The organism is Microbacterium dauci, from assembly GCF_030065535.1.
Taxonomy (GTDB): domain Bacteria; phylum Actinomycetota; class Actinomycetes; order Actinomycetales; family Microbacteriaceae; genus Microbacterium; species Microbacterium dauci.
In genome coordinates this window covers 284,893-304,217 of the sequence record NZ_JASJND010000004.1, presented here as the reverse complement: position 1 = coordinate 304,217, position 19,325 = coordinate 284,893, and the positions used below count along the sequence as shown (strand labels likewise).

18 protein-coding genes are annotated in these 19,325 nt (G+C 70.4%); 8 read left to right on the top strand and 10 right to left on the bottom strand.

Features of this window, described 5'->3' with window-relative positions; all coding sequences use genetic code 11:
• Positions 1-16: 16 nt before the first annotated feature.
• The 3 genes from QNI14_RS06465 to QNI14_RS06455 are packed head-to-tail and all read right to left on the bottom strand — an operon-like array spanning position 17 to position 3,485.
• The gene (locus QNI14_RS06465) at positions 17-1,165 is read right to left on the bottom strand and encodes an acylneuraminate cytidylyltransferase (protein ID WP_283715643.1); all 1,149 of its coding nucleotides are present in this window, start codon (positions 1,163-1,165) and stop codon (positions 17-19) included.
• Positions 1,162-2,511: a polysialyltransferase family glycosyltransferase gene (locus QNI14_RS06460; RefSeq protein WP_283715641.1), complete on the bottom strand. Its 1,350-nt coding sequence runs from the start codon at positions 2,509-2,511 to the stop codon at positions 1,162-1,164. The genes QNI14_RS06465 and QNI14_RS06460 overlap by 4 nt, the downstream gene beginning before the upstream one ends.
• Entirely contained in the window at positions 2,508-3,485 is a 978-nt protein-coding gene (locus QNI14_RS06455) for a glycosyltransferase family 2 protein (protein WP_283715640.1), read from the bottom strand. The genes QNI14_RS06460 and QNI14_RS06455 overlap by 4 nt, the downstream gene beginning before the upstream one ends.
• Before the next feature lie 237 nt (positions 3,486-3,722).
• On the opposite strand from QNI14_RS06455, the gene QNI14_RS06450 reads away from it, so the two are divergent.
• Positions 3,723-4,259: a hypothetical protein gene (locus QNI14_RS06450; RefSeq protein ID WP_283715639.1), complete on the top strand. Its 537-nt coding sequence runs from the start codon at positions 3,723-3,725 to the stop codon at positions 4,257-4,259.
• A 59-nt stretch (positions 4,260-4,318) separates the two neighbouring features.
• On the opposite strand, the gene QNI14_RS06445 is transcribed toward QNI14_RS06450, so the two are convergent.
• The 3 genes from QNI14_RS06445 to QNI14_RS06435 all read right to left on the bottom strand — a co-directional run bounded on the left by QNI14_RS06445 (position 4,319) and on the right by QNI14_RS06435 (position 7,748).
• The gene (locus QNI14_RS06445) at positions 4,319-4,705 is read right to left on the bottom strand and encodes a DUF779 domain-containing protein (RefSeq protein WP_283715637.1); all 387 of its coding nucleotides are present in this window, start codon (positions 4,703-4,705) and stop codon (positions 4,319-4,321) included.
• Positions 4,706-4,719: 14 nt separating this feature from the next.
• Entirely contained in the window at positions 4,720-6,267 is a 1,548-nt protein-coding gene (gene exaC, locus QNI14_RS06440; protein ID WP_283715635.1) for an acetaldehyde dehydrogenase ExaC, read from the bottom strand.
• A gap of 167 nt (positions 6,268-6,434) precedes the next feature.
• Complete coding sequence (locus QNI14_RS06435; protein WP_283715633.1) at positions 6,435-7,748, bottom strand: helix-turn-helix domain-containing protein; 1,314 nt, start codon at positions 7,746-7,748, stop codon at positions 6,435-6,437.
• Positions 7,749-7,937: 189 nt separating this feature from the next.
• Between QNI14_RS06435 and QNI14_RS06430 the strand changes: the two genes are divergently transcribed.
• The 3 genes from QNI14_RS06430 (at position 7,938) to QNI14_RS06420 (ending at position 9,085) form a co-directional block, all read left to right on the top strand.
• Positions 7,938-8,330: a DUF6992 family protein gene (locus QNI14_RS06430; protein WP_283715632.1), complete on the top strand. Its 393-nt coding sequence runs from the start codon at positions 7,938-7,940 to the stop codon at positions 8,328-8,330.
• A 78-nt stretch (positions 8,331-8,408) separates the two neighbouring features.
• Entirely contained in the window at positions 8,409-8,885 is a 477-nt protein-coding gene (locus QNI14_RS06425) for a hypothetical protein (protein WP_283715631.1), read from the top strand.
• A 2-nt stretch (positions 8,886-8,887) separates the two neighbouring features.
• Entirely contained in the window at positions 8,888-9,085 is a 198-nt protein-coding gene (locus QNI14_RS06420; protein ID WP_283715629.1) for a helix-turn-helix transcriptional regulator, read from the top strand.
• 18 nt (positions 9,086-9,103) lie between these two features.
• Here QNI14_RS06420 and QNI14_RS06415 read toward each other — a convergent pair whose 3' ends face one another.
• Together QNI14_RS06415 and QNI14_RS06410 are read right to left on the bottom strand one after the other, a co-directional pair.
• Positions 9,104-10,531: a CCA tRNA nucleotidyltransferase gene (locus tag QNI14_RS06415; RefSeq protein ID WP_283715628.1), complete on the bottom strand. Its 1,428-nt coding sequence runs from the start codon at positions 10,529-10,531 to the stop codon at positions 9,104-9,106.
• Between the two features lie 287 nt (positions 10,532-10,818).
• A complete protein-coding gene (locus tag QNI14_RS06410) occupies positions 10,819-12,342 on the bottom strand; it encodes a class I SAM-dependent methyltransferase (RefSeq protein WP_283715626.1) in 1,524 nt (507 codons plus the stop codon).
• 78 nt (positions 12,343-12,420) lie between these two features.
• Between QNI14_RS06410 and QNI14_RS06405 the strand changes: the two genes are divergently transcribed.
• From QNI14_RS06405 to trxA, 4 genes are all read left to right on the top strand, one after another.
• A complete protein-coding gene (locus QNI14_RS06405) occupies positions 12,421-14,544 on the top strand; it encodes a DUF6049 family protein (protein ID WP_283715624.1) in 2,124 nt (707 codons plus the stop codon).
• On the top strand, positions 14,528-16,144 hold the full coding sequence (gene murJ, locus QNI14_RS06400; RefSeq protein WP_283715622.1) for a murein biosynthesis integral membrane protein MurJ: 1,617 nt from the start codon (positions 14,528-14,530) through the stop codon (positions 16,142-16,144). Before QNI14_RS06405 ends, murJ begins: the two co-directional genes overlap by 17 nt.
• A 109-nt stretch (positions 16,145-16,253) precedes the next feature.
• A complete protein-coding gene (trxB, locus tag QNI14_RS06395) occupies positions 16,254-17,234 on the top strand; it encodes a thioredoxin-disulfide reductase (RefSeq protein ID WP_283715621.1) in 981 nt (326 codons plus the stop codon).
• 75 nt (positions 17,235-17,309) lie between these two features.
• Positions 17,310-17,633, top strand: a complete 324-nt coding sequence (gene trxA, locus QNI14_RS06390; protein WP_283715619.1) for a thioredoxin — start codon at positions 17,310-17,312, stop codon at positions 17,631-17,633.
• 52 nt (positions 17,634-17,685) lie between these two features.
• Here trxA and QNI14_RS06385 read toward each other — a convergent pair whose 3' ends face one another.
• Together QNI14_RS06385 and QNI14_RS06380 are read right to left on the bottom strand one after the other, a co-directional pair.
• On the bottom strand, positions 17,686-18,924 hold the full coding sequence (locus QNI14_RS06385; protein ID WP_283715618.1) for a hypothetical protein: 1,239 nt from the start codon (positions 18,922-18,924) through the stop codon (positions 17,686-17,688).
• Positions 18,925-18,950: 26 nt separating this feature from the next.
• Entirely contained in the window at positions 18,951-19,286 is a 336-nt protein-coding gene (locus tag QNI14_RS06380) for a tryptophan synthase subunit alpha (RefSeq protein WP_283715617.1), read from the bottom strand.
• Positions 19,287-19,325: the final 39 nt, after the last annotated feature.

Here is a 19,325-nt window from a genome sequence, read left to right as displayed (position 1 = left end):
GCCGGACCGTCGGCTGTCAGTCCTGCAACACCCGGTCGGCGAGTTCGCGCACCGCACCGTCGCCGCCGCGTCGACCGAGGACGACTCGGGCCGCCGCGCGGACCGTCGGGTGCGCGTCGGCGGTCGCGATCGGCCAGCCGACGAGCGCGAACGCGGGCAGGTCGTTGACGTCGTTGCCGAGGTACGCGATGCGCTCGAGCGCGACGCCCTCGCGCTCCGCCCACTCCCGCAGCACCGTCGCCTTGTCGGCGACCCCGTGCACGACCGGCACCTGCAGCTTCTCGGCTCGCGCGCGCACGACCGGGTTCGTCTCGCTCGACAGGATGAACACCGGCACACCCGCCCGCCGCAGCAGCGAGACGCCCATCCCGTCCGACCGGCTCACCCGCACGGATTCGCGGCCGTCGACGTCGACCCGCGCGGTGTCGTCGGTGTGCACGCCGTCGAAGTCGGTGACGACCGCGTCGACGTCGATCTTCTCGGCCGGCGACACGAGCGGAGCCAGCGCCCGGGCGAGCTTCAGCTGATGCTTGTCGTCGATCTCGATCGCCGTGCGCTCGGGCACCTCGATGATCGCGGTGCGCCCGAAGAAGCGGTGCCCGGCACGGCGGAAGCCGGCGGCATCCATCGCATAGAACGCCCCGGTCTCGAGGTAGTGCGGCTCGCGGTCCTGCCGCCGGGGACGATGGGATGCCTCGTGGTTGATGCCCGTCGCCGTCTCGGCCCCGCGCTGCCAGAGGAAGCCGTAGGTCTCGACCGCAGAGAAGGCCGAGTCGTACTCGCCGCGGACGGCGTCGACCGCCTCGTCGATGCCCTCGCTCGGGATGAACGGCGACGTGGCCTGCAGGAACACGAGCACCTCCGGGCTGATCCCGTCGGCGTCGAGCCTCTCGAGGGCGTGGAGAAGGGCGGACTCCGACGACGCGGTGTCGCCGGCGAGGTCGGCCGGTCGCGTCACGATGCGGGCGCCGGCGGCCGTCGCGGCTGCGGCGATGTCGGCGTCGTCCGTCGAGACGACGACGAGATCGACGGATGCCGCGGCGCTGGCCGCCTGAACGGCGCGAGCGATGAGCGGTACACCGCCCACCCGTCGGACGTTCTTGCGCGGCACGCCCTTCGATCCGCCGCGGGCGGGGATCACGGCGACGACGTCGATGCTGCTCATCGGCCCTTCAATTCCTTCCATGCCCGACCCGCCCGACGGCGCGCGCCGCGGGCGACGAGTCGCGCCTGTTCGAGTCGGCTGACGGATGCCGGTGCGAACCGCAGCCGCGCGCCGAGGGAGCCGTCCGCACCCGGCAGGTGCAGCTCGGTCAGTCGGCGCGATCCGACGTACCGCTCGCGGTCCGCGGCGCTCATCGCACCGATGACCTCGACCGCGCGCGGACGCAGATGCCGCATGATCTCGGGCTGCATCGCGTAGCCGACCGCGCACACCAGATCGCGCATCGGGGTCGCGGCATCCGCTCGGGTCATCGCGTCGACGATCGTCACGGCCATGCGGTTGCTGTTCTCGTACGGACGGAACCGCGCGAGGAGGGTCTCGGTGCCGACCGCGGCGATCGGGGTCGCGGCGAGCGCGTGCACCGTGGGCAGCGCGGTGGAGAAGCCCGCAACGACGCCGACCGGGTCGAGCCGCCGGGCGACCAGCTCCGCGGGGACGTCACCGGAGTAGACGTCGACCTCGAGGTCGAGCTCGCGTGCGCGGGCCACCACGGCGTCGGCGGCGACGGGCGGCGCCGAAGGATGAGGCTTGAAGACGATCCGCTCCGGCGACCAGGCGAGGGCGGCGTCGACCATGTCGCGCTGCATCGCCGCTTCCTCGGCCGCGGACACCAGTCCGAGCGCAGCGAGATACTGCCCGAGCACGAGCACCGTGCGCGGGGAGGTCCGTGTGAGTCGCGCGAGTCGCGCGTCGACCACCTCGGCCTCGACCTCGTCGAGCACGGCCCGCATGCCCTCGACGGGGACCGCGCGGAACGGAACGCCGCGCTCCGAGAGCACGAGCGGTGCGACGCCGGGGACGATGTCGGCGGCGATGACGCTCGTCATCCGCGACAGCATCGAGGCGGGGAGTGCGACGCGCATCGGCGCATAGGTCATCAGTCCATCGCCGATGACGCCCAGCTCGGCGGAGCCGAACATCGCCGCGAGGGTGCGGGCGGGTGCGACCTGCGGACTCTGCACGTACAGCTGCACCGGCCCGGCGCCGAGCCCCCAGGTGCGTCGCAGCAGCCGTTCGACGACCACGAGGTCTTCGGGCGACGGCGCCCACTGCGTCGGGTGGGTCGGCGCGATGAGCTCGTTGAGGGACTCGACGCGGTCGAAGCGTCGGAGCAAGCCCCGCAGGTGCGGGATCTCGTCGATACCGGTGCTGGCTTCAGGCACGACGGCCGAGTTCACGGCCAACAGGATGCGCTCGCCCTTCGTCGGGGGGATCACCCCCGCGTCGATGGCGGCCACCACGGTCATGAGCCCGAACGTCGAGTGCGGGGCGAAGACCTGCGTCATGCCCGCCGCACCTCTCGCACCGTGCGGGCGAGCAGGCGTCGACGCCGATCCGAGAGTCGCGAGATCGCACCGTCGAGCTCGTCGTCCGGGATCGGACGGAGAAGTTCTCGCAGTCCGGTGCGCAGCTCCGCTCGATGCGGCGCCGCCATTGCCCGCGCCCGGAAGAGGTGGTGGGAGCAGATCGCGAGGATCGTCGCGACGATCTTGGGGCGATACAGGTCGGCGTCACGATCGGCGTCGACCAGCTCGTAGGCCTGCGCGAACGCCGGGATGAAGTCGAGCTGTCGCCGATCGAACACCTGGGTGAGCGAGGTGGAGACACCGCGGCGGTACAGGATCGACGGTGCGTCGACGACGGCGAACGACGCGTCAGAGAGGTGAAGGCGCCAGATCCAGGGTCGATCCTCGGCCGTGTGCAACCCGGTCGGGAACTCGACGAGACCGTCGTCGAGCATCCGGCGGTGGAACATACCGGCCCACGCATACGGGTAGTCGACCATCGAGTTGTCGTCGATCGGGAGGATCGCATCGCGCGCCGGCGCGACGACGCCACGCCACGGGTGCGGGGCGCGGATGATCTTGCGCTGCGTGTCGGTGACCGTCAGGTGGTCGGTGCGCACGAAGTCGCATTCCAGCTGCCGCATCGTCTCGACGAGCGCGTCCAGCCGTCCCGGCTGCATCCAGTCGTCGCCGTCGACGAAGCAGAAGTATTCGGTGTCGACGCGATCGAGCCCCTGATTGCGCGCCGCTGCGAGCCCCTTGGGGACGGGGTTCGCGATCACCTGGACGTGATCGAACTGCTCGCCGTAGTGCAGCATCTGCGCGCCGGTCTCGTCCGTCGAGCCGTCGTCGATCGCGATCAGTCGGAGCCGCGAGGTGTCCTCGAACTGTCGCGCGAGGGTCATGAGGGTCGTGGCGATGAACGGAGCGGCATCCTTCGCGGGGAGGATGACGGTCACGATCGGTTTCGGCACGCCGCCATGGTCACAATCGATCGTGACCTCGGGGTGGCGGTTCGGTGAACGTCGGCTTACGAGTGCGCATCTGCGGCACCGGATGCCGCAGCGATGCCGGATCGACGCAGTGTAGCGACCAGCGCACGCCGTGCCTAGCGGATGGGGATCGGATGTCGCTCCCGGTATCGTTGCCGCCCGTCGGGGGGCGTTTCCTGCGGGTCGCACGCCTCCGGCGCGAACCAAGGAGAAGATCACATGCCGCACAAGCTGACCGTGTCCACCGGCCTCGCCGCCGCCGCCATCGCCCTGCTCGCCCTCACCGGCTGCGCCGGCCCTGCCGAGGAGCCCACCGACGAGACCTCCTCGTCCGCCGAGGCCGAGGCGCCCGAAACCGAAACCGAAGAGGCCCCCGCGGGCGACCAGAGCGTCGCCGACGCGTGCATGATCCTCCAGACCGAGATGACGGAGCTCTCGTCTTCCCTCAACGAGGCCAGCACCGAGCTGTCCGAGGCGATGACCTCGGGCGACACCGCCGCGGCTGAGGCGCTCGTCGCCGAGACGAGCACGAAGATCGACGAGATCGCGGGGCAGATCACCAACGCCGACGTCTCCGCGGCATTCGAGTCGTACTCGACCGCCTGGGGCGAGTTCGAGACGATCTTCGGCGAGATCGCCGCAGCGGCGGAGTCGCAGGACACCGAGGCGCTGAACGAGGCTTCGGCCGGTTTCCAGGAGACCACGACGGGCCTCATCGACGCCAGCAGCGAGATCTCGACCGCCTGCGCGGGCTGATCGTGCGACGAAGAGCCCCTCACCCGGACGATCGGGTGAGGGGCTCTTCACGTCATCGGTCAGCGGAGTCCGGCGGCATCCGCCTCGGCATCGGTCAGCATGCGCGACCGGATGAGGAATCGCATGCCCGTCGGTCCTTCGACGCTGAAGCCGGCGCCGCGACCGGGGACGACGTCGATGGTGAGGTGCGTGAACTTCCAGTACTCGAACTGGCTCTCCGACATGTAGACCTCGATGGGGTCGTCGAGGCCGACATCGAGGTCACCCAGGTGCACGTCGCTCGGACCGATGACGAACATGCCGACCGGGTAACACATGGGGGCGCTGCCGTCGCAGCATCCGCCCGACTGATGGAACATCAGCGGGCCGTGCTGGGCGGTCAGGGTGCGCAGCAGGGCCGCCGCATCTGCGGTGACGGCGACCCTGCTGAACATCGTCTCGCTCATGATCCGGTGCGAGCTCAGAAGAAGCCCATCGCACCTTCGGCATACGACACCAGCAGGTTCTTCGTCTGCTGGTAGTGGTCAAGCATCTTCAGGTGGTTCTCGCGGCCGATGCCCGACTGCTTGTACCCGCCGAACGCGGCGTGCGCGGGGTACTGGTGGTACGTGTTCGTCCAGACCCGTCCGGCCTCGATCGCCCGACCCGCGCGGTAGGCGGTGTCGCCGGAGCGGCTCCACACTCCGGCACCCAGACCGTAGAGGGTGTCGTTCGCGATGCTGATCGCGTCGTCGAAGTCGTCGAAGCTGGTGACCGAGACGACGGGTCCGAAGATCTCCTCCTGGAAGATGCGCATGTCGTTCGTGCCCTCGAACACCGTCGGCTGGATGTAGTAGCCACCGCTCAGGTCGCCGCCGAGGTCGACCCGCTCACCGCCGGTGAGCAGCTTCGCGCCGCCCTGCTTGCCGATGTCGATGTAGCTGAGGATCTTCTCGAGCTGATCGTTGGATGCCTGTGCGCCGATCATCGTCGCCGGGTCGAGCGGGTTGCCCTGCACGATCTTGCCGACGCGGTCGAGCGCGTCGCCCAAGAACTGGTCGTAGACCGAGCGCTGGATGAGCGCGCGCGACGGACAGGTGCACACCTCGCCCTGGTTGAGGGCGAAGAAGGTGAAGCCCTCGAGTGCCTTGTCGTAGTAGTCGTCCCGGCCTCGCGCCACGTCTTCGAAGAAGATGTTGGCGCTCTTGCCACCAAGCTCGAGCGTCACCGGAATGAGGTTCTGCGAGGCGTACTGCATGATGAGGCGGCCGGTGGTCGTCTCACCCGTGAACGCGACCTTGCGGATGCGCTTGTGCTGCGCGAGCGGTGCGCCCGCCTCGATGCCGAAGCCGTTGACGATGTTCACGACGCCGGCGGGAAGCAGGTCGCCGATGATCTCGAACAGGAACAGCAGGGATGCCGGGGTCTGCTCGGCCGGCTTCAGCACGACGCAGTTGCCGGCGGCGAGCGCGGGAGCGAGCTTCCAGGTGGCCATGAGGATCGGGAAGTTCCACGGGATGATCTGACCCACCACGCCGAGCGGCTCGTGGAAGTGATACGCCACGGTGTCTTCGTCGATCTGGCTGAGCGACCCCTCTTGCGCCCGCAGGACACCGGCGAAGTAGCGGAAGTGGTCGATGGCAAGGGGGATGTCCGCGGCGAGCGTCTCGCGGACCGGCTTGCCGTTCTCCCACGTCTCGGCGACGGCGATCTTCTCGAGGTGCTCCTCCATGCGGTCGGCGATCTTGTTGAGGATCACAGCGCGCTCGGCGGGCGTGGTCTTCTTCCACGACGCGAATGCCTTCCATGCGACGTCCACCGCACGGTCGATGTCTTCGACCGTGCCGCGACCGACCTCGCAGAACGGCTTGCCCGTCACCGGGGTGATGTTCTCGAAGTACTGGCCCTTGACGGGTTCGACGAACTCGCCGCCGATGTAGTGGCCGTACCGGGCGCGGTACTCCGCGACGGCGCCGCGCGTTCCGGGTGCGGCGTAGACGCTCGAGACGCCCTCTTCGACGATGGTCATGTTGTCTCCTTCGACGGACATGGGTGCGGCGTCAGCGCCGCGGATCGGATGCCGGCACGCTACGCCGCGCAACGTTGCATCCGGTTGCGCCCGGCATCCCCCGTCCCCGCCTTCGCCTGTCGCAACACGCCGCGGCGGCCTGCCGTTTGCGACAGGGGAACGACCCGTCAGGCGGTGAGGGCCTCGAGCCGGGCGACGAGCCCGGGGCGACGCGGCGAGCGCGGCGGCAGCATGCGCAGGCAGAGCCGGAGCACCTCGGCATCCTCCCGTCCGTCGGCGCTGTCGGCGTAGGCGAGCAGCGCTTCGACGCCGGCTTCGCCGATCATCGTCTCGCGCAGGGTGGCCCGCACCGACGTGCGCAGCTCCTCCACCCCGGGCGCGACGGAGTCCGGCAGCACCGGCCCGGTGTACGCGGCGAGCGCGACGCGGTGCGCCCCGCGGTCGAGCAGCGACACGACGTGCTGAACGTCGGTCTCGAGCTCCGCGGGCAGCCGGTACGGGCGCGAGAGCGGCACGAGCTGCGGCGCCTGCTTCTCGAGCACCCTGCGCAGGCGCACCATCTCGGGTCGCAGGGTCTCGACCGCGGGCTCGCCGTAGACGAGATCGGCGAGCGCCTCGGCCGACAGGCCTTCGCGATGGCTGGCGAGCATGAGCAGGATCTCCGCGTGTCGTGCGCTGAGCTCGACGACGGATGCCGCGGCATCCCCCTCCGTCTCGAGCAGCGCCCGGTCGCGCCCCAGCACCCGCAGGGTCGCGTGCCGGACGGTCGCGGCGCGGAGGGCTCGGCGCCGGGGCGCCTCGGCGCGGGAGCGCAGCCGTCCGACGAGCAGCTCGCTCTCGATGGCGCGCGCCGTCGCGTCGACGAGGAGTTGGGCCTGCGGCGTGACGGCCTCGCTGCCGCCGGTGACGTCGATCACCCCGAGCAGGCGCCGGGTCTCGGGGTCGTGGACCGGCGCCGCGGTGCACGACCACGGCTGCACGAAGCGGTTGAAGTGCTCGGCCTGCCGGATCTGCACCGCCCGGTCGAGCGCGAGCGCCGTACCGGGCGCCGACGTGCCGACGGATGCCTCGGCCCAGTCCGCGCCGGCGACGAACCCCATGTCGCCGGTGAGGGTGCGCACCCCGCGGTCGCCCTCGACCCACAGGAGGCGACCCGAGGCGTCCCCGACCGCGACGATGACACCCGAGTCCTCGGCGGAACCGGGCAGCAGGAGCGATCGCACCATCTCCATGACGCTTGCGAGCGGGTGCGCCCGCCGGTAGGCGTCGAGTTCGTCGGCCGTCATGTCGAGGCGTGGGAGCCCTTCGGCGGCGGCATCCGAGGCCAGCGACCGGCGCCACGATTCCCGGACCAGCGGCCGGACGTCCTCGAGTCGCGGGTCGCCGGCGTTCCCGGCGAGCAGCTCCTCGTGCGCGCGCTCGATCAACAGGCGCGAGGTGGCGGGCGCGACCTCGACCCGGGCGGACCACGGCGAGCTCATGGGGCTCCGATCATCGTCGAAGGAGCGGTGCCGGTCAGTCTAGATCGGCGTGCCCCCCGAGCGACAGGGCGGCGGCGGCCCGCGGCGAGGCGACCACCCGCCCTCGCCCGTCACGACACGCCGTCGCCGGCGGCAGATCGTGAAAGGCGAACGGCCCCGGGGGCCCCGCCGCCGGGCGATGATGAAGCCATGAGCTCCACGAGGACCGTCGCCGCCGTCGTCGTCCGCCGCCTGACGCGGTGGGGCACGGCATCCGTCGTCATCGGCGGCGCCCTCGCGCTGTTCCCGCGCACCCGCGCGTTCGGTCTGCAGAACCTGATGTGGGGGGCGATCGACGTCGCCCTCGCGGAGTTCACCCGACGACAGGGCGGCGTCCCGAAGAAGCGGATGCTGCGCCGCATCCTCTTGGTGAACGCGGCGCTCGACGTCGGTTACGTCGCCACCGGCGCCCACCTCGCGGCGCGTACGCCCTCGTTCGGGGGGCGCCTGAGCCGGGCGGATGCCCGCGGACACGGTCTCGCGATCGTCCTTCAGGGCGCCGCGCTCTTCGTCATCGACCTCACCGCAGCGCGACGCCTTTGACGACGGCCTTGCGCCGATCGTTCCGTCTGTGTCGAGGTTGCTTTACAGTAAAGCGACCTTGACATATCGGAGGACATCATGGCCGGCATCGGCGACACCGCGCCACAGCTCGACCGCACGCGATGGGGCCGCCTGCGCGGCGGCAGCCGCACCCCAGCGATGGCGATCGCGATCCCGGCCGGCCTCGTGCTCGCCGTCGCGGTCGGCGCCACCGCCGGCGCGATGTGGAACGCCCCCACCCCGCCGTTCATCGTCGGGATCGGTTTCACCGTCGTCACCCTGCCGGCGCTCGTCGGCCTGGTGTGGGCGTTCCTCGTCGATCGCGAGACCATCCGCGGCGCGATCGACCGCCCCGAGGAGTCCATCGAGGGCGCCTGGTACGACAAGGCCGCGCAGGGCGCGTTCTCGGACACGCTACTGATCACGGGCCTCGGCACGGCGTTCTTCGCCATCACCAGCATCCGCGTCGACATGCTGATCGCCCTGATCGGCGTGCTCGTCGTCGCGATGGGCAGCTGCGGCATCCGCTATCTGATCGCGCGACGTCGGGGCTGAGCGTGCTGAACTCCCTGCCCGCACTCCGTCAGGCCCGCGGCTGGTCGCAGCAGCGCCTCGCCGACGAGCTCGGCGTCTCGCGCCAGACGATCATCTCCATCGAACGCGGGCGCTTCGACCCCAGCCTGCCGCTCGCGTTCCGCATCGCCCGCCTGTTCGAGACGACGATCGAGACCGTGTTCGAGCCGGACGGGGAGTGACCCGCCGCGTGCAAGGGCTCAGCCCCGGGCAGCCCACCAATCGAGGAGGCGCCGCTCGGCGGCATCCGGTCCGATGACGCCCTCGTCGAGGCGAATCTCGAGCAGGAACCGGTACGCCTCGCCGACCTCGCGGCCGGGGCCGATGCCGAGCAGCTCCTGGATGCGGTTGCCGTCGAGCTCGGGGCGCATGGCGTCGAGCTCCTCCTGCTCGGCGAGCTGCGCGATGCGCGCCTCGATGTCGTCGTACGCCGTGCGCAGGCGGTTCGCCTTGCGCTTATTGCGGGTCGTCACGTCGGCGCGGGTCAGGATGTGCAGCCGCTCGAGCTGCTCACCCGCATCGCGGACGTAGCGCCGCACGGCCGAGTCGGTCCAGGCACCCTCGGAGTACCCGAAGAACCGCAGGTGCTGCTCGATGAGCTGCGCGACGGCGTCGATCGTCGCACCGTCGAAGCGCAACGCCTGCAGGCGCTTGCGCGCCATCCGCGCACCCTTGACGTCGTGGTGGTGGAAGCTCACCGCGCCGCCACGCTCGAGCTTGCGGGTCGCCGGCTTACCGATGTCGTGCAGCAGCGCCGCCAGTCGCAGGGTGACGTCGGGCGCGGCATCCGGGTGACGCGCGCCTTCGAGGTCGATGGTCTGCGTCAGCACCGTCAGCGAGTGCTCGTACACGTCCTTGTGGTGGTGGTGCTCGTCGACCTCGAGGCGCAGCGCGGGGACCTCGGGCAGGAAGCGCCCCATCAGTCCGGTGTCGACGAGCAGACGGATGCCGCGATCCGGCGCCCCGGCCTGGAGGAGCTTCACCAGCTCGCCCTGGATGCGCTCGGGGCTCACGATGTCGAGCGTCGGCGCGAGGCGTTCCATCGCGTCGACGGTGGCGTCCGCGACGTCCATGCCGAGCTGGCTCGCGAAGCGCGCCGCTCGGAGCATGCGCAGCGGGTCGTCGCCGAAGCTGACGTCGGGGTCGGTCGGGGTGCGGAGCGTGCCCGCGACGAGGTCTTCGACACCGCCGGTGGGGTCGACGAGCGAGGGGCCGGGCACACGGAGCGCCATCGCGTTGACCGTGAAGTCGCGGCGCAGCAGGTCTTCTTCGAGCGTCTCGCCGAACGCGACGGTGGGCTTGCGGGTGACCCCGTCGTAGCTGTCGGCGCGGTACGTGGTGATCTCGACCTGCTCGCCCTGCACCTTCGCGCCGATGGTGCCGAAGGCGCGGCCGATGTCCCACGTCGCCGTCGCGAGCGGCTTCGCGATGCGCAGGATGTCGTCCGGACGGGCGTTCGTCGTGTAGTCGAGGTCGTTCGTCGGGCGGCCGAGGAGCGCGTCGCGCACGGGGCCGCCCACGACCGCGAGCTCGAAGCCCGCGTCGGCGAACGCGCGGCCGAGCGCCGCGGTGACCGGCGACTCGGCCAGCGCCCCCAGGCGCGCGAGACCGTCGACCATGTTCAGCATGCCTCCGAGTTTATCGGCGGCCGCGACGCTGCCCCGTGGTGTGCCGGGTCCGCGGTGGACCGAGCGGGTCGCCAAGCACGATTGCAATGGATGCCGCGCAACACGCAGGGCAGCGGCATCCATCTCCCGGAATGTCGGACCGGGTCCATTGCATTCGCGCGCCGGGGCGACGTACGAGGTCGACCGGCGCACAACTCAGGCAGAACGCGTCGCGACCGCGATGAACAGCCCGAACACGCTGAAACAGCCTGAGTTGTGGTCGCGCGCGGCGGCGACGCCCCGACGCCTCAGGCCAACCGCAGGAACCCGGTGAAGACGAGCTCGCGCACGCGCGGGAGGAGGTCGGCGCGGAGCGCGGCGGCATCCGCGTCGAGCAGGTCGGCGATCGCGTCGATGAGCACGCCGACGGGGAGGTCGCCGTCGGATGCCCCGACGAGCGCCGCGAGCGCGGGGTCGACGTCAAGCACGCGGGCGAACCCGCCGCCCTGCCGCAGCTCGATGACCGTCGGGTCCTCGTCACCGGGGCGGTGGTGTCGCGCCTCGGTGACGTCGCCCGCCACGATCACGGTCGACGCGGCGAGCGCCTCGTCGTCGAGCAGCCCGAGCCGGTCCCACGCGCCGAGCGCCTCGCCGAGGTGCGGGCCGAGGGCGCCCGCGACGGGCTGACCGATCCGCTCGTAGCGGGCGAGGGGTGGCATCCCGATCGGCGTCCGGCGCAGCAGCAGGTAGCCGAAGCCGATCGCCGTCACGCCGCGCGCGGCGAAATCGGCGAGCCACGCCTCGATGAGCCGCGCGTACTCGGGGCTGCCGGGCACCGTGCCGCCGTCGCGCACCCAGAGCTCGGCATACGCGAGCGGGTCGAGCTGCTCGCGTTCCACGATCCACGCGTCGAGCGGGACAGCGGATGCCGCGACCCAGCCGCGCACGCGATCGAGACCGTCACCGCCGCCGCGGTACTCCCAGTTGCCGAGCAGCTGCGCGGTGCCGCCCGGGATGAGCACGTCGCCGACGCCGCGGACGAACGCTGACACGAGGTCGTCGCCCGCGAAGCCCGCGTCGCGGTACTCGTACTCGGGGACGCCGGCCACGCGCGGCGTGATGACGAACGGCGGGTTCGAGACGACGCGGTCGAACTGCTCCCCGGCGACCGGCTCGAAGAGGCTGCCGAGTCTCGTCTCGACGCCGCCGAGGTCGTTCAGCGCGACGTTGAGCTCGGTGAACCACAGCGCCCGCGCCGAGACGTCGGTCGCGATGACCTGCGGTGCCGCACGTCGTGCACGCAGTGCTTGGATGCCGCACCCCGTCCCCAGGTCGAGCACGCGACGAGCGGGCGTGGTCAGCTGCAGCCCGGCGAGCGTCAGCGAGGCGCCGCCGACACCGAGTACGTGGCCGGTCGGCAGCGCACCGCCGAGCGCGGCCTCGTCGAGGTCGCTCGCGACCCACCACTGGGTGTCGCCGTCGGCGTCCGTCATGTCCTGCGGTCGCAGCAGCACCGTCGGGGTGACCTCGTCCCCGTCGATCCGAACGAGGCCGAGCGCGGCCAGCCCTCGTGCGCCGGTGGTCGGCAGCGCGGCATCCATGTCGGCGACGGATGCCGCGCCCCCGAGGTACAACGACCGCGCGAGCACGGCGAGCGGGTCGGTGCGCCCCTCGAGGGCGCGCAGCGCCGGACCGAGCAGGCCGCGTCCGGTCGCGGCGTCGGCGACCGGCCCCCACGCGACGCGGACGGCGTCGGCAGTGAAGTCGGCCGCGGCGAGGTCGGTGCGGAGGGCGGCGACGAGCGCGGAGTCGATGGCGGGGAGATCGGGCACGGTCCCATTCAACCGCTCGCGGGGGCGCACCGCTGAGGTCGGGGGTTCCACAGGCAGTGCGCCCTAGAATCGCTCCCGATGGTGCGGTCCCGTATCGCCCAGGAAAACGACCTCGCCATGACCTTCTCCTCGCCTGCCACGGGACGCGCCACCGCGCCGGTCCCGTCGCGCATCGGCGCAGGCGGGCGCCTGGCTCGTTGGGTCGGCGCCGTGGTCGCGAGCGCGCTCCTGCTCGCTCCGCTCCCGGCGGCAGCCGCGACCGACGACGAGGCTGCCGTTCCCGAGGTGTCGTTCTCGATGGCGCCGGCGAATCAGGGTGTCGTCTCCACGACGCAGCAGCTCGTGCTCTCGCTGTCGACCGCGAACCCCGGCCCCGACCCGCTCGCGGCCGGGGAGGTGACCATCGAACGGGGCGCTCGGGGGCTGACCTCGGAGGCGGCGCTCGACACGTGGCTCGAGAGCGGCACCGCCGCGGGCTCGTTCATCGAAGTGTCGACCGCTGAGACCGACGAGATCCCCGGGCAGAGCGAAGACGCGCAGACGATCGCCGTGGATGCCTCGGACGCTGGGCTCGACGACCTGTCGAACGGCATCTACCCGATCCGTGCGACGTACGAGACGGACGGCGAACGGGTGGTCGCCCGCAGCGTGATCGTGCTGCCGCGCAGTGCGAGCGGCACCGCGCCGATCGGCGTGATCGTGCCGATCACCGCCGGTGCAATCTCCACCGGACTCCTGGGTGGCGACGCCCTCGCCGAGCTGACCGGTGCCGACGGCGAACTCCGGGCCCAGCTCGACGCGGTCACCGCGACGCCCGCGATCCTCGCGGTCGATCCCGCGATCGTGGCATCCATCCGCGCGCTCGGAACGGCGGCACCGGCCGAAGCGGTCACGTGGCTCGAGCAGCTCATGGCGCTGCCGAACGAGCGGTTCTCGCTGCAGTATGGCGATGCCGACCTCGCGACGCAGATCGGCGCCGGGGTGAGCACGCCGCTCGAGATGACGACGTTTGCGCCGTACCTCGACGCCGCGAACTTCGCGTCGGCCGAAGCGGATGCCACGCCGAGTCCGACGCCCGGTGTCACCGAACTGCCGACGGCTGAGGAGCTCCTCGATGTCGGCGCCACCCGTTCGTCGGTCTACTGGCCGGCCACGGGCACCGCCGGCGCGGAGGTCGCGGCGGCACTGGCCGACGAAGACGACGCCGCACTCACCCTGCTGCCGTCATCCGTCATCACGCGTGGCGATGCTGCGGCACGGGCTGTCGGTGGCAGCGCCGACCTCCTCGTCTACGACGATGAGGTCTCGACCGCACTGCAAGACGCCTCGTCGACGACGTCCCCGGTCGACCGAGCGGCGCTGCTCGCCGCGTTGACGGCGCGCTCGACACTCGACGACAGCGCTCCCCTGCTCGTGACGCTCGACCGCGCCGAAGGGCGGTCGAGCGAGGCCATGCGCGAGAGCATCCTCGCCGTCGCCGGCTTCCCCTCGCGGCTCGCGGTCGGCTTGGACGCACTGGCGGAGACGACGCCGGCGCGCGTGACGCTCGACGAGATCGCTCCGGATGCCGATCGTGTCGAGACCCTCTCCGCATACCTGGATGCCGCGCCCGACCTGGAGCAGATCGCGAGCGTCCTCGAAGATCCCGACCTGTTGCTGTCGAACGAGCGCGCCACCGTCCTGCAGTTGCTCGGCAACGCGTGGCTGCGCACGCCCGACACCTGGACCGACGCGGCGACGGCGCATCAGGAGCGCATCGACACGTGGTCGGACGGCGTCGCGCTCATCCCGGGGCAGGACATCCTGCTCGCCGGATCCAACGCCGCGCTGCAGTTCACCGTCCGCAACGACCTCCCGTGGCCCGCGACGGTCGAACTCCTCACTGTGCCGAACGACGCGCGGCTCGTCGTGCAGCGCTCCACCCCCGTCACCGTCGGCGGCGAGCAGACCGCGCGCGTCCAGGTGCCGGTCGAGGCACTCGTCGGCAGCGGCCGCTCGTCCATCGACCTGCAGCTGCGCACCCCTACCGGCATCCAACTCGGCGATCGACAGACCTATGCCGTCGAGGTGCAGGCCGAGTGGGAGTCGTTCGCGATGATCGCGCTGAGCGTGCTCGTGACCGCGCTGCTGGTCTTCGGCGTCGTCCGAACGGTGCGACGCCGACGTCGAGGGGTGGTGCGGTCCGATGGCCGGGCTGGGTAAGGCGAGCGCGACCGTCGCCGCCGGCACCCTTGCCTCGCGGCTGACCGGCCTGGTCCGCAACATCGTCCTGACCGCCGCGCTCCCGGTCGTCGGCGGACGCGCCGCCGACGCGTTCTCCGTCGCCAACCAGCTCCCCAATTCCGTGTACACCCTGGTGTCGTCGGGCCTGCTTGCTGGCGTCATCGTGCCGCAGATCGTCAAGGCCGTGAAGACGCACACCGACGGTGGCAGCGCCTTCGTCTCGAAGCTCCTCACGCTGGGCTTCGTCGTGCTCACCGCCGTGACCGGGCTCGCGGTCGTGGCGGCCCCCGTCCTGGTGCAGATCTACGGTGGCGAGTTCTCGCCCGAGGGCAAGGCGCTCACGCTCGCCCTCGCGTACTGGTGTCTCCCGCAGCTCCTGTTCTACGGGCTGTACGCGCTCGTCGGCGAAGTCTTGAACGCGCGGCGCATCTTCGGTCCGTTCGCCTTCGCGCCGATCGTCAACAACATCGTCTCGATCATCGGCTTTGTAGCGTTCATCTGGCTGTTCGGACCGTGGCGCTCGGCATCCGGGTGGACCCCCGAGATGGTCGCGCTCATGGGTGGCACCGCGACAGCCGGCATCGTCGTGCAGGCGCTCATCCTGTTCCTGTTCTGGCGTCGCGCGGGCCTGCACGTCAGGCCTGACTTCCAGTGGCGCGGGATCGGACTCCGCGACATCGGTCGTCTCGCCGGGTGGACATTCCTCATGGTCGTCGTCGGACAGATCGCCGGTGCCTTCCAGGTGTACGTGGTGGGCCTGGCGTCGGGAGAGGCCGCCGCCAACGCGACTCTCCAGTACGCGTGGCTCCTGTTCATGTTGCCGTTCAGCGTGATCGTGCTCTCGCTCGGCACCCCGTACTACACGCAGCTCAGCGAGCACGTGGCGGAGGGCCGGACCGAAGCGGTGACGGCCGACCTGAGCTCCCTCACGCGCACCGTCGGCGTCTTCATGGTTGGTGTGCTCGCTGCAATGCTCGCCGCGATCGTGCCGCTCGCCCGTGTCTTCACCGACAGCCCGGATGCCGCGGTGGCGTTCGCCGCCGTCCTCGCCGCATACCTCGTCGCGCTCCTCCCGCTGTCGTTCCAGTTCGGTGTCCAGCGCACGTTCTACGCACTGAAAGACACGCGGACACCGTTCTTCTACACGCTCGTCCAGTCGATCCTCGTCATCGCCAGCGCGACGACCGCCGGCATCCTGGCCGCCAACGACGTCCTGCCGCTCGTCTGGCTCGCGCCGGTGATCGCACTCGGTCAGTCGGTGGCGAACATCGTGCAGTTCGCACTCGCGGTGACACTGCTCCGGCGTCGTCTCGGTCGGCTGGGGCTCGCACACGCGGGTCGTGGCATCGCCGTCTTCGTGGTCGCCGCCGTCCCGGCTGCCCTGGTCGGTCTCGGTCTCTTCTTGCTCGCCGGTGGCGTGGACGGGTGGACGACGACGAACGGCTTCCTCGGCTTCCTCGGCGCCGCCCTCATCGGCGCCGTGACGCTGCTCGTCTACGTGGGGTTCCTGGCACTGTTCCGCACCCCCGAACTCGCGGTCGCCACCCGCGCGCTCCGCCGCTTCCTCCCCGGACGCTGAGTCCGCCGGGTGCGCCCGGTGCGCCCACTCCCGCCGGAATGTCGCGCGGCTACGATTGGTTGCACATGTCCGGAGCGCGAACATCGCTCCGGAAGAGAAGGGATGCAGCGTGCACAAGGTCATCATCATCGGCTCCGGCCCCGCGGGTTTCACGGCCGCGATCTACGCGGCACGCGCGAACCTGTCCCCCCTCGTCGTGGCCAGCTCCGTCGAAGTCGGCGGCGAGCTCATGAACACGACCGAGGTCGAGAACTTCCCCGGGTTCCCCGAGGGCGTCATGGGGCCCGACCTGATGGCGAAGATGCAGGAGCAGGCCGAGAAGTTCGGTGCCACCGTCGCGTACGACGACGTCACGGCAGTTGATTTCTCGGGTGACATCAAGTCGGTCACGCTCGGCAGCGGTGTCACCCATGAGGCCGAGGCGATCGTCTTCGCGACGGGCTCCGCGCCGCGCAAGATCGGCATCGAGGGCGAGTCGCGCCTGTCCGGTCGCGGCGTCTCGTACTGCGCCACGTGCGATGGGTTCTTCTTCCGCGAGAAGGCGATCGCCGTCGTCGGCGGCGGCGACTCGGCGATGGAAGAGGCGACGTTCCTCACCAAGTTCGCCTCGAAGGTCTATGTGATCCACCGTCGTGACGAGCTGCGCGCCTCCAAGATCATGCAGGACCGCGCCATGGCGAACGAGAAGATCGAGTTCGTCTGGAACAGCGAGATCGTCGACATCCTCGGCGATGACGCGGTCACGGGCGTCGTCCTCCGCGACACCGTCGACGGCAGCACGCGCGAGCTCGACCTCGAGGGTGTCTTCGTCGCGATCGGCCACGACCCGCGCACGCACCTCGTGCACGGCGTGCTCGACCTCACCGAACACGGCACCATCTGGGTCGACGGTCGCACGTCGAAGACCTCCGTCACGGGCGTCTTCGCCGCTGGCGACGTGATCGACGACACCTACCGTCAGGCGGTCACCGCTGCTGGCAGCGGCACCATCGCCGCCCTCGACCTCGAGCACTACCTCGCCGGACGTGGCGACGCGGGCTCACCGGCAGTGGATGCCGCCGAGATCGACGGACTTCCCGCCGCCGTCTGAGCCCGGAACAATCCAGGCTTCCCCCGCGTTCCGAACACTGACACACACCGTGTCGATTCCGAAGGAGACACAGATATGACCGCCAAGGCCACGAGCGAGAGCACCTGGCAGCAGGACGTCATCGACGCCGAAGGCCCCGTACTGGTGGACTTCTGGGCAGCCTGGTGCGGACCCTGTCGCATGGTCGGGCCGATCCTCGACGAGATCCAGACCGAGAACCCCGAGAAGATCACGGTCCTGAAGCTCAACGTCGACGAGAACCCCAATCTCGCGATGGAGTACCAGATCACTTCGATCCCCGCGATGAAGGTCTTCAACAAGGGTGAGGTCGAGAAGACGATCATCGGCGCGAAGCCCAAGTTCGCCCTCGAGCAGGACCTCGCCGCCTACATCGGCTGACCCACGCTCCCCCGAAGCGCCCGTGCGATCCGTCGCCGGGCGCTTCGTCGTTTCACGTGAAACGTCGGCGTCGCATCGCCAGTGCGACCAGGAGGACGATGTCGCTCACGACGTCGATAGCGAGAACGGATGCCACGACCCACAACACCACGTCCCATGGTCCGGTCGGCGGCGCCGTCAGGAGAAGCGACACCATCGCGATCGTCACCAGGGCTTCGAGAAGGGTGAGTACCGCAGCGAGTCGTGGGCGGCGATGCGGCATCCGCTGCCATCGTGCCCACCACGACGATCCGCGAGCCGGCGCGATCGTCTGCTCCCACACCATCCGCCCGATCCCGGTGCGTTCGACACGCTGCGCGCCGGGGAGCGTGTCCACATGGACCGAGCGTTCGACGAGCGACCCGACGACGGTCGGCACTCGGAGTGCTGCGACGACTGTCGGCACCAGTTCCGGGTCGTCGGAGCGGTCCAGCACGTCGTCGATCACAGCGCGCGAGGTGCCGAGTTCGCCGAGGCCCGGCTCGATGTCACGCTCGTCACCGGAGAACAATCCACCCGAAACGGTTCCGCGCGCCAGCAGTCGCTGAACGGCTGCGATCTCGCCGTCACCTGCGAGGACGGGGAGCCACCCCGTGTGCCAGTGCAGTCGCACGTCAGGCAGCGCACGCATCGCCATCCGCTCGCGCACCGGCCCCGTCGTCCGGAGGCCCGAGGTGCTGAAGATGTCGACGACGAGTGAGCCCGCATCGTGCCGCACGGCGACCACCGGGCGTTGGGCGGGAAGCCAGTAGTCCCTCACTTCGCCGTGCGGAACGACGAGGTGCGTATCGTCCGCCGGCACGATCGTGACAGAGGATTCAAGCTGCGCAGCGATCTCGAGCCGCCGTGCGGGGTCGATCGGCACGGCGCCGCCGACGACATACACGACCGTCGCACCGCTGCGGTCGTGTTCTTCGGCCACCAGGCCATCGATGGCGTCACCACCGAAATCGGCGGCGTGGAAGACGTGCTCCGCCTCCAGGACGAGGCCGACACCCCACGCCGCCGCGAGCGAAGTGATGACGGCAGCGGCATCCGTCGTCACCATCGACCCGTCTGTCGACACGACGATGAGATCACCACGCTCGTCCACGGCGACGCGGGCGAGCGGGCCGTCCGGGTGGTCGGCATCGAGCACGACCGCCGGGATCCGACGGCGCTGCAGCTCCTCGATGATGCGATTCGCAGAGAATCCCTGATCAGCGATTGGATCGAAGTAGAGCGACGCGGCGGACGGTGTCGGGGTTCGCACACATTCAGGCTACGCGACCTCGGCGCTCAGGACGCTCGGACCGAGAGATCCCACGTGCGGTGCGGCTCACTGCCGAGCAGGCGCCAAACGGCGGGACTCAGCGGTGGAAAGTCGAGCGCGATCTGCCGAAGCACTCGGTAGTTCCGGGCCTCGGTCGGCCGTTGGCCACCGTCCGCCGCGATGTTCTCGGCGCGGAGAGTCAAGACGACGAGCTCATCGACGCTGGGGAGGTCTTCCATGAAGTCCCACGGATCCTCACCGTCGCGCAGGCGCTCCTCGATGAGGACCGACAGCTCGTCACCGGCCTCGGCGCGCAGCAGCTCGAGGCTGGCGCGACGGGGGAGGTTCGGCTGGTCGGTCACCCCTCCAGGCTACGCGCGTCTGCCGACGTCGCGGGCCGC